This window comes from Maritimimonas rapanae (genome assembly GCF_057837205.1).
In genome coordinates, this window is sequence record NZ_JBYQFI010000001.1 from 1421255 (window position 1) to 1434930 (window position 13676).

15 protein-coding genes are annotated in these 13676 nt (G+C 31.8%); 7 read left to right on the plus strand and 8 right to left on the minus strand.

The features are described from left to right. Complete coding sequence (locus tag AC3IF2_RS06725; RefSeq protein ID WP_489166301.1) at positions 1-849, plus strand: mechanosensitive ion channel family protein; 849 nt, start codon at positions 1-3, stop codon at positions 847-849. 51 nt (positions 850-900) lie between these two features. Beyond that, complete coding sequence (locus AC3IF2_RS06730; RefSeq protein WP_489166302.1) at positions 901-1773, plus strand: DUF1684 domain-containing protein; 873 nt, start codon at positions 901-903, stop codon at positions 1771-1773. A gap of 123 nt (positions 1774-1896) precedes the next feature. Here the strand turns inward: AC3IF2_RS06730 and AC3IF2_RS06735 are convergent, their stop codons facing one another. After that, positions 1897-2478, minus strand: a complete 582-nt coding sequence (locus tag AC3IF2_RS06735) for a non-canonical purine NTP diphosphatase (RefSeq protein WP_489166303.1) — start codon at positions 2476-2478, stop codon at positions 1897-1899. Positions 2479-2619: 141 nt separating this feature from the next. On the opposite strand from AC3IF2_RS06735, the gene AC3IF2_RS06740 reads away from it, so the two are divergent. Further along, positions 2620-2811 (plus strand): cold-shock protein, encoded by a 192-nt coding sequence (locus AC3IF2_RS06740; RefSeq protein ID WP_489166304.1) that lies wholly within the window; start codon positions 2620-2622, stop codon positions 2809-2811. A 64-nt stretch (positions 2812-2875) separates the two neighbouring features. Here AC3IF2_RS06740 and mscL read toward each other — a convergent pair whose 3' ends face one another. Next, the gene (gene mscL / locus AC3IF2_RS06745) at positions 2876-3325 is read right to left on the minus strand and encodes a large conductance mechanosensitive channel protein MscL (protein WP_489166305.1); all 450 of its coding nucleotides are present in this window, start codon (positions 3323-3325) and stop codon (positions 2876-2878) included. Between the two features lie 38 nt (positions 3326-3363). Further along, the gene (locus AC3IF2_RS06750; RefSeq protein ID WP_489166306.1) at positions 3364-4629 is read right to left on the minus strand and encodes a hypothetical protein; all 1266 of its coding nucleotides are present in this window, start codon (positions 4627-4629) and stop codon (positions 3364-3366) included. A gap of 198 nt (positions 4630-4827) precedes the next feature. On the opposite strand from AC3IF2_RS06750, the gene AC3IF2_RS06755 reads away from it, so the two are divergent. Beyond that, a complete protein-coding gene (locus AC3IF2_RS06755) occupies positions 4828-5937 on the plus strand; it encodes a LamG domain-containing protein (RefSeq protein WP_489166307.1) in 1110 nt (369 codons plus the stop codon). 2 nt (positions 5938-5939) lie between these two features. On the opposite strand, the gene rlmH is transcribed toward AC3IF2_RS06755, so the two are convergent. Beyond that, positions 5940-6413 (minus strand): 23S rRNA (pseudouridine(1915)-N(3))-methyltransferase RlmH, encoded by a 474-nt coding sequence (rlmH, locus tag AC3IF2_RS06760; protein ID WP_489166308.1) that lies wholly within the window; start codon positions 6411-6413, stop codon positions 5940-5942. Positions 6414-6456: 43 nt separating this feature from the next. Between rlmH and nadC the strand changes: the two genes are divergently transcribed. Next, a complete protein-coding gene (gene nadC, locus AC3IF2_RS06765; RefSeq protein ID WP_489166309.1) occupies positions 6457-7317 on the plus strand; it encodes a carboxylating nicotinate-nucleotide diphosphorylase in 861 nt (286 codons plus the stop codon). On the opposite strand, the gene AC3IF2_RS06770 is transcribed toward nadC, so the two are convergent. Continuing rightward, the gene (locus tag AC3IF2_RS06770; RefSeq protein WP_489166912.1) at positions 7318-7962 is read right to left on the minus strand and encodes a protein-L-isoaspartate(D-aspartate) O-methyltransferase; all 645 of its coding nucleotides are present in this window, start codon (positions 7960-7962) and stop codon (positions 7318-7320) included. It abuts the gene before it with no gap. Between the two features lie 86 nt (positions 7963-8048). On the opposite strand from AC3IF2_RS06770, the gene AC3IF2_RS06775 reads away from it, so the two are divergent. Both AC3IF2_RS06775 and AC3IF2_RS06780 read left to right on the plus strand, forming a co-directional pair. Next, the gene (locus AC3IF2_RS06775; protein WP_489166310.1) at positions 8049-9008 is read left to right on the plus strand and encodes a Gfo/Idh/MocA family protein; all 960 of its coding nucleotides are present in this window, start codon (positions 8049-8051) and stop codon (positions 9006-9008) included. A gap of 48 nt (positions 9009-9056) precedes the next feature. Next, entirely contained in the window at positions 9057-9944 is an 888-nt protein-coding gene (locus AC3IF2_RS06780) for a 3-hydroxyacyl-CoA dehydrogenase family protein (RefSeq protein WP_489166311.1), read from the plus strand. A gap of 64 nt (positions 9945-10008) precedes the next feature. Here AC3IF2_RS06780 and AC3IF2_RS06785 read toward each other — a convergent pair whose 3' ends face one another. The 3 genes from AC3IF2_RS06785 to AC3IF2_RS06795 are packed head-to-tail and all read right to left on the minus strand — an operon-like array spanning position 10009 to position 13676. Further along, the gene (locus tag AC3IF2_RS06785) at positions 10009-11124 is read right to left on the minus strand and encodes an efflux RND transporter periplasmic adaptor subunit (RefSeq protein ID WP_489166312.1); all 1116 of its coding nucleotides are present in this window, start codon (positions 11122-11124) and stop codon (positions 10009-10011) included. Positions 11125-11169: 45 nt separating this feature from the next. After that, positions 11170-12432 (minus strand): ABC transporter permease, encoded by a 1263-nt coding sequence (locus tag AC3IF2_RS06790; RefSeq protein ID WP_489166313.1) that lies wholly within the window; start codon positions 12430-12432, stop codon positions 11170-11172. Between the two features lie 14 nt (positions 12433-12446). Then, entirely contained in the window at positions 12447-13676 is a 1230-nt protein-coding gene (locus AC3IF2_RS06795) for an ABC transporter permease (RefSeq protein ID WP_489166314.1), read from the minus strand.

A 13676-nucleotide genomic window follows, 5' to 3' on the forward strand; every position in this document is an offset into this window, starting at 1 on the left:
ATGAGTATAACTGATTACAATTTTCCTTTGAACTCCTTTTGGCAAATTCTGCTTTACTGCTTTATAGTACTAGTTGTTTCATGGTTAATCTCTAAGATCGTTCGATTTTTATTGGTAGCCTACATAAAAAGAAAAGATTCTGATCAGCAATATAGTATTACTAGGTTAAAGTTTATAAAAAACTCATTAACGTTTTTTATTGGTATTATAGCCTTTACATTTATAATTTACACAGTTCCGCAATTTAAAAGCAGAGCTACACTCATATTTTCTGGGGCAGGTATTTTAGCTGCCATTATAGGTTTTGCAGCACAAGCAGCCGTTTCCAACTTAATTGCAGGCGCTTTTATTGTGATCTTTAAACCTTTTAGAGTTGGTGATTTTATAAAATTGGATGATTCTAGACAGGGTATTGTTCACGACATCACTTTGCGCCATACGGTTATTAGTACTTTTGATAACAAACGACTAATCATACCTAACTCTGTAATAAGTACAGAATCTATTTTTAATAATTCTATTGATGATGAATATGTGCTTAGTTTTAACAATTTTGTAATTGGTCTTAACGCGGATATTGACAAAGCAATTGATATCATTAGAGAGGAAGCTTTAAAGCTTGATTATATTATAGACAATCGTACGCCAGAGCAAATAATGCAAAATGAAGAGCAAATTCGTATTAGAGTAAAAGATATGAACGAAATCGGTATTTATTTACGAGCATTTGTTTGGGTAAAAGAGCCTTGGGATGAATTTAGAGTAAAATCTGACCTGCTACAGGCTGTTCATAGACGATTTAAAGAAGAGGGTATTGACTTGCCGGTACCATTAAGAAAGATGGTTTAATTATCAAATCTGCTATCTTTATAGCGTAATTACCCCTTTAATTGATGTAACATGTATAGAATAATCTATTTATTTACTTTTATATTATTTGTTAACTGTGCTAAAAAATCACAATTAGATTACAATTACTTAACTAAGTTAAATAAGTACAGAATTGATAAAATGAATAGCCGTAAAGATGGTTATTTACAATTGGTAGCCTTAACCAAACTAAATGATTCTATAAATATATTTGGTAAGAATAAAAACAATAATCTATTGTTAAATATAGAAACATTGCCAGATACTATTGGTGTTTTTAGTTATAACGACAGTATTTTAAATTTTAAGGCTAACTCAGCCATTAAAATAAACAATGCAAAAGATTCATTAGTTACTTCAGTTGATTTGACCTTTGATGAGTATGGAAGCTCACAAAAACTAAATTATGACCGTTTAACTTGGCAAATAATTACCAGAGCTAATAGTCATTTTTTAAGAGTTTGGGATACCAAAAACCCAGAAATAGAATCTTTTAGAGGGTTTAATTACTTTGAACCTAACAGCGAATTTATTTTTGAAGCAGATTTTACACATTACAAACAAGCAAAAACAGAAAAGGTTAAATCACAACTAGGTGTGCAAACATCTACTAATTTTATTGGTAAAGTAGATTTTAACTACAATAATACATTGTATTCATTAGATGTTGGCACTAATGGGTTTGTAATGGTCGCAGACGAAACCAATGATAAAAAAACCTATGGAGGTGGCCGTTATATTTATATAGATGTACCAGAAAAAGACGGTAAAGTAGTTTTAGACTTTAATAAGTTATACAACCCTCCATGCGCATATAACAATTTTACCACTTGTTTATATCCACCAAGGCAAAATCATTTACCTTTTGAACTAAAAGCTGGTGAAACAATCGATAGAATTTAACAGTTAATAAAATTTTTGTCAGTCAGAGTGTCAAATCTTTGATTTGATGTATCGAAAACAAAAAAATTTTGTAGTTAAGATTTCTCGATACAAGATTCCTATAAAGTTTCACTCGAAGTGACATTATATTAAATAATCTGTTAAAAACTCAACCAACTTAGCCACTGCTCTACCCCTATGGCTAATAGCACTTTTTTCTTGCATAGTCATTTCTGCAAAAGATTTATTAAATCCATTAGGTATAAAAATAGGATCATAACCAAACCCATGTTCGCCTTGCTTTCTCTTTAGTATTTCACCTTTACAAATACCTTCAAATAAATATTGCTCATCATTAAGATTTAAAGCTATTACTGTTCTAAATTGAGCGCTTCGATTTGACTTATTCTCTAGGTTTTTGAGCAATTTGCTCATATTAGCCTCAGAATCATGATAAATACCAGCATATCGAGCCGAATAGACGCCAGGTTCGCCATTTAACGATTGAACCTCTAAGCCAGTATCGTCTGCAAAACAATTATAATTATAATTTTTAGTGACAAAATCTGCTTTTAATTTGGAATTACCTTGCAATGTATTAGCGGTTTCAGGTATCTCTTCAGTACAATTTATATTAGTTAAACTTAATAACCTGATGCTTTTTGGTAATAATTGTTGGACTTCTTGTAGTTTGTGCTGATTGTGTGTAGCAAAAATAATCTCCATATGAGCACAAAATTAAGAGATACTTATGATTTATTGTATAAACTGTTGTAATTTATTGAAAATCAAAAAGAAATATCAATTTATAGCTAGAGTCATTATAAAAGAACTACTTTTGCAGCTTAATTAAATAAATATATTATTATGAGTACTGGTACAGTAAAATTTTTTAATGACTCTAAAGGTTTTGGATTCATAACTGAAGAAGGAAACGATAAAGAGCATTTTGTACACATTTCTGGATTAATCGACGAGGTTAGAGAAGGTGACAAAGTTGAATTCGATTTAACAGAAGGTAAAAAAGGATTAAACGCAGTTAATGTAAAAGTAATTTAATTACTTACAATATTTTTTACAATATAAAAGCATGTCGTCTGACATGCTTTTTTTGTATAAAATTCTATCCTTTTAACCCAGCTTTTAAAAGCTTATTTTGCTCTTCTAATAATTCTTTAACACCAGCTAGCAATTCTATATCTTTTGGGGTTACTACAGTCTTATCTGCGGTATCTTGGGCTTTACGACGTAGCCTATTCATAAACTTAACTACTACAAAAATGGTAAAACCTACTATTAAAAAATCTAGCAGAGCTTCCGCGAAAGCGCCATAACCAATAGCTACTTCATCAGTAAGTACAACTCCAACGGTATCCAATTCGGCATCTCGCAGAATAATACGTCTGTCTTGTAAATTAATTCCGTTAGACAACAACGACAACGGAGGCATTAATACCTTTTTTACTAGTACATCTATTACCGTATTGAAAGAAGCACCAATAATAATACCAATGGCCATATCTATCATATTGCCTTTTACTGCAAATTCTTTAAACTCTTTAAGTAAATTCATAACTGGTAGAAATTAAAAGCACAAATGTATATAAATACTTAAAAAGTCTTTGGCTCAAAATTTTCGTTAAATGTTAGGTTATTATTGGTGTCTGTTATTTTTAGATTGTCTACTTCGCCGACACCTAAAAAACGAAAACGAACTCCTACTACATCGCCTATCGATTTATTATATTCTCTTGTAAACACATTATTATTATTTATAAAAATAGTTGCCAACTTATTTTTGACTTCAACTTTTATATCTTTAAAATCAGACAGATCTGTGCCTAATGCAGAAAGGTCGTGTTCTTTTCCACTTAAGAAAAGATCACTTAGCATAATACCAATTTCAGATACGCAACCAGTAATAGAAAAAGGAATAATAAATGCACTTTTGGTACCAACTATCACAATAGTAGATTGCTGACACACGGCCCATTTATCTCTGTAAGTATTCTTAATTGAGGTAGTAAGTATAAAATTATCACCTGAAATTGGTGTAATATCATTCACATAATGAAATGAAGATATTAATGGTTTTTCGCTAGCCTTAATTTCCTCTAAGATTTGTTCGCTAAAAGCTAATTTACCTGACAAAATATTCTTTGATTGAATATACTTAGGTATAGGTTCGTAATCTATAGTACCAATCCAATCCTCAGCTTTTATAAAAAGGTCTTCTTCTTTAATGATTTTACCATCTACAAGCAATTTAGCTCTAAAGTAGCCAGGATAATAGTATTGCCCCGTTGCTTGTTTTTGACCCTTATTAATCTTTATAGTTTTTGTAGGATCCCAAAATTGTTGAATGTAAATACTGTCAGATTCTACTCCTTTAAGATCAAAATCAAAAACCACTGAATTTGGCAAGCCATCTGTAATAGGTCTACTGCTAAATTGAATATTAGAAATGTCTTGTTTGATTGGAGTGCTTTTACCCTTCATAGAATAAAAGGATATGAAAACAATGGTCATTATAGCAGCAGAAGTCATAATAACTCCAAGATTAGGAGAAATCTTTTGAGCAAACCAAGATGGTTGCTTAACGTTCGCATCATTCTTAAAATCTCTCCAATTTAAAAAACCTGCAAACTGAGCCAAGGTATTTAGGGTACTAATACTTGGCGCGTTTTTATAATTTACTTTACCCCAAACTCTTTTTAAAGTAGTAGGACTTAAAAGTACTTGTGTTTGTTGTTGAATTTTTTCGCTTAACTCAATAAATACATCGTTATGCCAAGACATTGAGTTACCCCACTCTAATTGTTCTTCTATAATAAGAAGACATTTTTTTACTAATGTATGTTCTGGGTAAGTATTCATAACAAAGCAAAAGTCAGTAAAAGTTTTGATTTGAACAACAATGAATGAGATTGAACGGATTTGTTTATGATCTCTTTAAAACATTTTAGAATTTTAACATACAAAATTTGGAGCCTGACGCCAAACACCTAATACAAATAGGTTATAGTAACTATTTAAGGCTCCAAATTTTATTATTATAACTTTTAAAAATATAACATGAATAAATTAAAAATAGTAATAACAATTTCATTACTAGTTCCCTTAACCATCAATTCTCAAAATATTATTCCTCTAGATACAATAAATTGGAATATACAAGCAAAGTCTTATGAGTTTGTAAATTACAAAGGAAAAAGTGCTATTTATATAGATCAAGGTGTACTTGTCCTAAAAGATAAAAAATTCTCTAATGGTACCATTGAATTTGACATGTATTTACCAGAAGAACGCACTTATCCTGGTGTATTTTTTAGAACAGATGATAAATTTTTAAATGGCGAGCAATGGTTTGTTAGAACACATTTATCTGGCTTAGAAGATTGCAATCAAGCTGCACCAGTGACCAATGGTATAACACCCTTTCAATTTTATTTTGGACCAAAGTATTCATTTGCTTACAATTATAAATATGATGATTGGACTCATGTGAAAGTTGTTGTCAATGATGATAAAGCTCAAGTCTTTTTAGATTATTCTGAAGAACCAAATTTGTCTTGGAAATTATTTCATGATGCTAAATCTGGTGGGCTACTAATAAGAGGAAGTAGACTTCCTATACATATAGCTGATATAAAAATTGATGAGAATAATTACGAGCTGAAAAACTTTAAACCTATTGATAACAAACCAATAGAAGGAGTTATTGAATCATGGCAAATTTCAGATAAGTTTAAAGAGTCTGAATTAGATACTTTAAGTACTATTAAAAAGGTTATATCAAAAAGAACCTGGAAACATAGTATCACTGTTGAGGAAGGCGTGGCAGCAAACATATCTAGAAAAGTTGTTAGATATGATGATAGGCCAAAATTAAATACCGTTTTTGCCAAAATTGAAATAATTTCTGATAAAGCCCAAACTAAGCTATTTGAATTTGGCTATAGCGATAGAGTTATTGTAATATTAGACGAAAAACCTATTTATAGCGGTACAAATAAATGGCGTACAAGAGATTATAGATATTTAGGTACCATAGGTTTATTTGACGGAGTCTATTTGAATCTTAAAAAAGGAAAAAATACGTTGTTAATGGCTGTTTCTGAAGATTTTGGAGGGTGGCTGGTTACCGGTAAAATAAGAGATAAAGAAGGCGTGAAAATCAAATAATTTTATTCATGGTGATAAGGTTCATTCTTTAAAATTGTAAAAGCTCTGTACAGTTGTTCTACCATAAATAAGCGAATCATTTGATGAGAGAAAGTCATTTTAGAAAGACTTATTTTGTCTTGAGCTTTTCTATAAACAGCTTCAGAAAATCCATAAGGGCCGCCAATTACAAATACTAGTTGTTTTATACCAGAATTCATTTTCTTTTGTAAAAAATGTGAAAATTCAATTGATCGAAATTCTTTACCCTTTTCATCTAATAAGATCAACTGATCTGTGGTTTGTAATCTTTTTAATATTAATTCTCCCTCTTGCCCTTTTTGTTCAGTTTCTGAAAGATTTTTAGCATTTTTAATATCTGGCAAAATTTCTAATTCAAACTTTACATAGTGCTTTAATCGTTTTTGATATTCTTCAATTAATTGCACTAATCGTTTATCATCTGTCTTACCAATAGCGAGTAGTTTGATTTTCATCTGATAAATATAAAACTTATTTTTGCCTAACAAATATTAATAAATGATCAGTCAAAAACAATTCGAAAAAGAATTAGAACTTATTATCAGTAACGCTATAAGGGAAGATGTAGGTGATGGAGACCACAGCTCGTTAGCTTGTATTCCAGCTGAAGTAAAAGGAAAGGCGAAGCTTTTAGTAAAAGATGAAGGCATTATTGCAGGTGTAGAATTCGCTAAAATGATCTTTAATTATGTAGATAAAGACATGACGATTGAAACATTAATTGAAGATGGTAGTAAGGTAAAGTATGGTGATATCGTTTTTTATGTAACTGGTAGTTCACAATCGATTTTAAAGGCTGAACGTCTTGTTCTGAATGCCATGCAACGTATGAGCGCTATTGCTACTAAAACACGCTTTTTTGTTGATCTCTTAGAAGGAACTGGCACGAAAGTGCTAGACACTCGCAAAACAACCCCAGGTATTCGCGCATTAGAAAAATGGGCAGTTAAAATTGGTGGTGGCGAAAATCATCGTTTTGCATTATATGACATGATCATGTTAAAAGATAACCATATCGATTTTGCTGGCGGGATTACCAAAGCTATTAATAAAACCAAACAATATTTAAAAGAAACTGATCGTGATCTTAAAATTATTGCTGAAGCTCGTAACCTAGAAGAAATTGAAGAAATTTTAAAATCTGATGGTGTCTATAGAATATTGATAGATAATTTTAATTACGAAGACACTCGTAAAGCAGTTAGAATGATAGGTGACAAATGCTTAACAGAATCTTCTGGTGGAATTAATGAAAAAACAATAAGAAAATATGCAGAATGTGGTGTAGATTTTATTTCTTCAGGAGCACTCACCCACTCTGTGTATAATATGGATTTAAGTTTAAAAGCAGTAGAATAATTACTTCTGACTTTCCTTTAGCATCGGTACAAATCGAAAGCTACCAAACTCTTGCTTTTCGAAGTCTTTTTCACCATTTCTAATATACAAAGTCATAATCTGAACATCATCACCAACAGGGATCACAAGCCTACCACCAACTTTTAGTTGTTCTAATAGAGGTCTAGGTACAAAAGGAGCACCAGCAGTTACAATTACTTTATCAAACGGCGCATGCTCTTTCCAGCCAATATAACCATCACCAAAGTTTAATTTCTTAGCTACATAGCCAACTTTTGGTAAAAATTTTCTAGTTTTCTCATACAGTTCTTTTTGACGCTCAATACTGTATACTTTAGCACCCATCTCAACTAAAACAGCAGTTTGATAACCAGAACCCGTACCGATTTCAAGTACTTTATCACCTTTTTTAATTTCGAGTAACTCAGTCTGAAAAGCTACGGTATACGGCTGCGATATTGTTTGATCAGCGGCGATAGGAAAAGCCTTGTCTTGATATGCAAAATCTATAAAACCAGAATCCATAAAAAGATGACGAGGTATTTCCTTAATAGCTTTTAGCACCTTTTCATCTTTTATACCTTTAGACTTAATTGTTTGAACTAACTGATTTCTAAGTCCTTTATGTTTAGCAGTATCTTTTATCATTTCGGTCTCAAATTACGGAAATAATTCACCAAAAAAACAAATTAAAACCGCTTATTTTGTAGCTTTGTTCAAAATCATTTTCCATGCTAAAAGTTGGTGTTTTAGGTGCTGGGCATCTTGGTAAAATTCACTTAAAATTATTACAACAATCAGATAAATACGAGTTGGTAGGGTTTTACGATCCGAATCAAGAAAATGCAAAAAAAGTAGCCGAACAATTTGGTTATAGATTTTTTGATACTATCTCAGAATTGATTGATGCAGTAGAAGTAGTAGATATAGTGACACCTACACTTTCGCATTTCGATTGCGCCAAAGAAGCCATTACTAAAGGGAGGCATATTTTTATCGAAAAACCCATTACTAATACAGTATCTGAAGCAGAAGCTATTAAAACATTGGCAAGTATGCATCATGTACGCGGACAAGTTGGTCATGTAGAGCGTTTTAATCCTGCTTTTACAGCAGTAAAAGACACTATTAATAATCCAATGTTTATAGAATCTCATCGATTGGCAGAATTTAATCCTCGAGGTACAGATGTACCAGTAGTTTTAGATTTAATGATACATGACATTGATATTATTTTAAGTGTTGTCGATTCTAAGGTGCGTAATATAAACGCGAGTGGTATTGCTGTTATTAGTGAAACACCTGATATTGCAAACGCACGAATAGAATTTCAAAATGGATGTGTAGCTAATTTAACGGCAAGTAGAATTTCCTTAAAGAATATGCGTAAATCTCGCTTCTTTCAAAAAGACGCATATATTTCGGTTGACTTTTTAGAGAAGAAAAGTGAGGTGGTAAAAATGAAGGATGTACCAGAAAATCCTGATGAATTTGCCATGATCTTACAAAATGCGGAAGGTGTTAAAAAGCAAATCTATTTCGAGAATCCAGATATAGAGCCTAATAATGCTATTTTAGATGAGTTAGAGACTTTTGCCGATGCCGTAAATAACAATACTACGCCTATTGTTTCACTTACTCAAGGTGCTAATGCCTTACGTGTTGCTCAGCAAATAATAGATTGTTTTTAATATAAATACTATACTTTCGCTTTCGCGGAATAAAAATCAAAAATAATTATGAAGAATGTAGCTGTAATTGGAGCTGGAACTATGGGTAACGGAATTGCCCATACTTTTGCACAGTTTGGATATAAAGTTCAGCTTATTGACAAATCTCAAGATACACTTGATAAAGGAATAGCGCTAATCGCTAAGAATTTAGACAGAATGGTTGCTAAAGAAAAAATTTCTGAACAAGATAAGCAAGATACACTAGGTAGTATACAAACTTATACCTCTGTAAAAGAAGGAGTACAGTATGCAAGTTTAGTGGTTGAAGCTGCTACAGAAAATATTGATTTGAAACTCAAAATTTTTAAAGAGTTGGATGAAGTATGCCCAGATGACACCATTTTAGCTAGTAATACTTCATCTATATCCATCACAAAGATTGCTTCAGTTACTAATAGACCAGATATGGTTATAGGTATGCACTTTATGAATCCTGTGCCAATTATGAAATTAGTTGAAGTTATTCGTGGTTATAATACTTCTGATGAAGTTACTAATACTATAATGAAACTTTCTGAAAAATTGAATAAAGTACCAGTAGAAGTAAATGATTATCCTGGTTTTATAGCTAATAGAATTTTAATGCCAATGCTTAATGAAGCTATTTATTCGTTGTATGAAGGAGTAGCTGGCGTTTATGAAATTGATACAGTAATGAAATTAGGTATGGCCCACCCAATGGGACCATTACAACTGGCAGATTTTATTGGTTTAGATGTTTGCTTGTCTATTCTAAATGTTCTACATAATGGATTTGGTAATCCTAAATATGCGCCTTGTCCTCTGCTGGTTAACATGGTAACAGCTGGAAAATTAGGTGTGAAATCTGGTGAAGGATTTTATGATTATTCAGAAAGTAGAAAAGCAGAAAAAATTTCGAAGCAATTTGCTTAAAACGAAAAATGCTCCAGTTTAGAATTTAAACTGGAGCATTTTAAATATAAATTTACTTTACATTTTAGTCGTTATCCTCTTCTTCTTCATCGTCTTCTTTCTTAGCCTTCTTATTCCAAACTTTAATTTTATCTTCTGGCGTTACTCCTTCTAAAATTTCAACGTTTATTCCATCAGAGATCCCTAGTTTAACATCACGTTTCTCATATTTATCCTCTCCAGTCAATACCTCAACATAAGGCTCTTCAGTTTTTTTATCAAACTGCAATAATGATTCTTTAATAGACAATACGCTGTCTTTTTGTTCTAAAATTATTTCTGCATTGGCACTATAGCCTGCACGTAAAAAATAGCTATCATCTAAGGTAACATCCGCCTTAATTGTAAATTGTACAGCTCCACTCTCTTCAGTTCCTTTTGGGGCAATAAAATTTAACTTAGCGGGAAATTTTTTATCATTTACAGCCCCTAATGTGATATCTAGATCAATATCTTTTTGAATCTTACCAACTTCAGCCTCATCTACTTTTCCTTCAAAAATCATTTTTGTCATATCAGCAATTGAAGCAATTGTAGTACCCGCATTAAAATTATTACTTTGTATTACCTGATCACCCTCTTTAACTGGAATTTCTAATACTGTTCCTGCAATTTGAGCTCTAATGTTGGTATTAGCTCCACCACCACCAACAGAACCTCTTCTAATGATTTGGTAATCGTTCTGAGCGTTACGTAAATCTTGCTTTGCTTGATTATAAGTTAACTCAACAGCTTCAAATTCAGATCTAGAAATTACACCTTTATCATATAACGATTTATTTCTGTTATAAGAAATTTCGGCATTATTTAATTGTATTTGAACACTATTTACACGACCTCTAGCACTATTTAAAGATTGCTCATTTGGCACAACTCTTACTTTAGCTATAAGATCTCCTTTTTTAACTTTAGTTCCTTCTTCTAAGTAGATTTTATCTATAATACCTGAAATTTGGGGCTTGATCTCGATCTCTTCTAAAGGAGTTACTTTACCTGTTGCCACAGTTTTCTTAACTATATTAGTTTTAAATGCAGTTTCGGTTTCGTATTCGACAGGAGATTTACTGTTCATCTTACCAAACCATATTAGCACTGCTATTAATGCTACTGCTATGACACCAAATATGATCTTTCTTTTCATTTGTTATTGATTTTCTTAGTTGATTATTTATATATTATGTTTCTATTATTCTTCTCTTAAGGCTTCAATTGGCCTGATACTCACTGCTCTTTGTGCTGGAATTAAACCTATTAATGTTCCAAAAGTAACTAATGCTAAAACTGCACCAATTGCTATTGGAATATTTACAGTAGGATTCACAAAAGGAATACCATCACCTCCAACTAAAGTGGCATTTATTATAAATAATATTAGTCCGCCAAAAATAATTCCTAATACACCCGCGATAAGTGTTAAAAAAACTGATTCTAATACAATCTGGCCTTTAACATCTTTTGGTGTAGCTCCTAAAGCTCTTCTAATACCTATTTCCTTTGTACGCTCTTTTACTGTAATCAATAAAATACTACCAATAGCAATTACTCCGGCAATTAATGTTGTTATACCAACAAACCATGTTAAGAATTTAATCCCTTTTACAAAACCCGTAATTCTAGCATACATCTCTCCAAAATTAAAAGAACCAAAAGCTCTCTCATCTTCGGCATGCACTTGATGTCTTCTTTTTAAAACGGTCTTTACATCTTTTTCAACTTTAGTGATATCTGCATCTTTATGTGCGGCAATAACCATCCAACCAATTCCATCTCCGGTATTATTTAGTTTTCTAAAAGTAGTAAACGGCATATAGATAGAATCATCACTTTCAAAACTACCGCCAGTACGCTCTTTATAAACTCCTACTACTTGAAAAAAACTTCCATTAATTTCAACATAATCCCCCACAGCTTTTTCATCTTTTTCAAATAATTCATCCACTACTTTTTTACCAATAATGCATACTTTACGTTCAGTTTCTATGTCATTTTTATTAATAAATCTACCATCGTAAAGTTTGATTTTATTAACATTATCTAGTATAGGATAGTCACCAAAAACTTTATACGTTTTAGAGTTAGTTTTTCTTTTTACTTGAGCAGGTGGACCTCCGAAAACACCTTGTACATTTCTTGGTGCGACAAATTCTACCTCTGGCACATATTTTTCAATAGCTTGCGCATCTTGTACTTTTAATCTAATTCTTCTACCTCTTTGAAAGCCTTTATTTGGCACTCCTGTTCTACTACCCCATAAAAAAATACTATTGGTAGCCAAATTGCTAAATTCTCTATCAAATCCATTCTCCATTCCTCTAGCTGCGCCTAATAAAGTGATGAATAATAAAATACCCCATAGAACACCTATTATTGTAATTGCAGTTCTAAGTTTACTCTTTTTTATAGAGCCAAATATTTCTTGCCAAGTGTCACTATCAAAAATAAATTTCATAATACTAGAGGTTTTTAATCTTCACTTAATGCTACTACTGGTTTTATTCTGGCTGCACGTCTGGCTGGTATATATCCAGCAATTGCACCTACTAAAACTAAAATAACTGTAGCCGAGATAATTGTTCCAGAATTAACCTGTGGGTTTGTAATGAAAAAATCTTCTAGACTATTACCCATTCTACTTAAGGCAAAAACTGCAATAAGTAATCCTACATATCCTGCAATAGCTGTAATAAAAACTGACTCCTGTAAAATTAATCCAACAATTGAACCTGGAGTAGCACCTAATGCTTTACGAATACCCAATTCTTTAGTACGCTCTTTTACAACAAAGACCATGATATTTCCTATTGCAATTGCCCCAGCAAATAGAGTTCCAATACCAATCCATAGAACAATCATTTGAAGCATATTAGCAAACTGCATGTTTTGTTGGTAATTATCAAACACTGATCTGATCCAGATACCGCTTTTATCACTTTTAGCTACAGAATGCTTCTTCTTTAAAATCTTACTAATATCTGAAACCATTTTTTTAGCTCCAGATACACCTATAGCTTTATTAAAAGATAAGTTTATTTGATCGATTTCATCAGTATTTTTGTGTACCAATTGTGTAGTAGATACCGGAGTGTAAATCAAACGCTCTTCATTGTCTCCACCAGCATCTTTAAATATTCCTACAATTTTATAAGTACTGCCATTCATCTCTAAAAACTTACCTAAAGCAGGTTGGTTTTTAAATAAATCTTCTTTGACTAAACGACCAATAACGACAACTTTACTTTTATTTTTAATATCTCTATTATCGATATATCTACCCTCAGTAATTATAGTTTTCTCTAAAAATTGATGATCCGGAAAAACCGCTCTTAAGCTATAAGTGCCTGATTCTTCTTTATTTACAACTTGAACTGACTTATATACTCTTGGTGTGATGTATTCAATTTTATCACCAAGTTCTTTTTTTAATAACTCAATATCGTCATTTTTAAATTGTATTTGACGTCCTTCTTTAAATCCCCTGTATGCTTTTGAAGTCATTCCAGTGCCAACAAATATGGTATTTGTAGCATCGTCTGAAAAGAATTTATCAAAAGTATTTTTCAAACCGTTACCCATTCCGAAAAGAACCGTAAAAATAAAAATACCTAAGGCAACAGTAAAAGCTCCTAAGAAAGTTCTAAGCTTATTCTTACCTATTGATTGAAATATTTCTTGCCAACGGCCTATATCGAACAT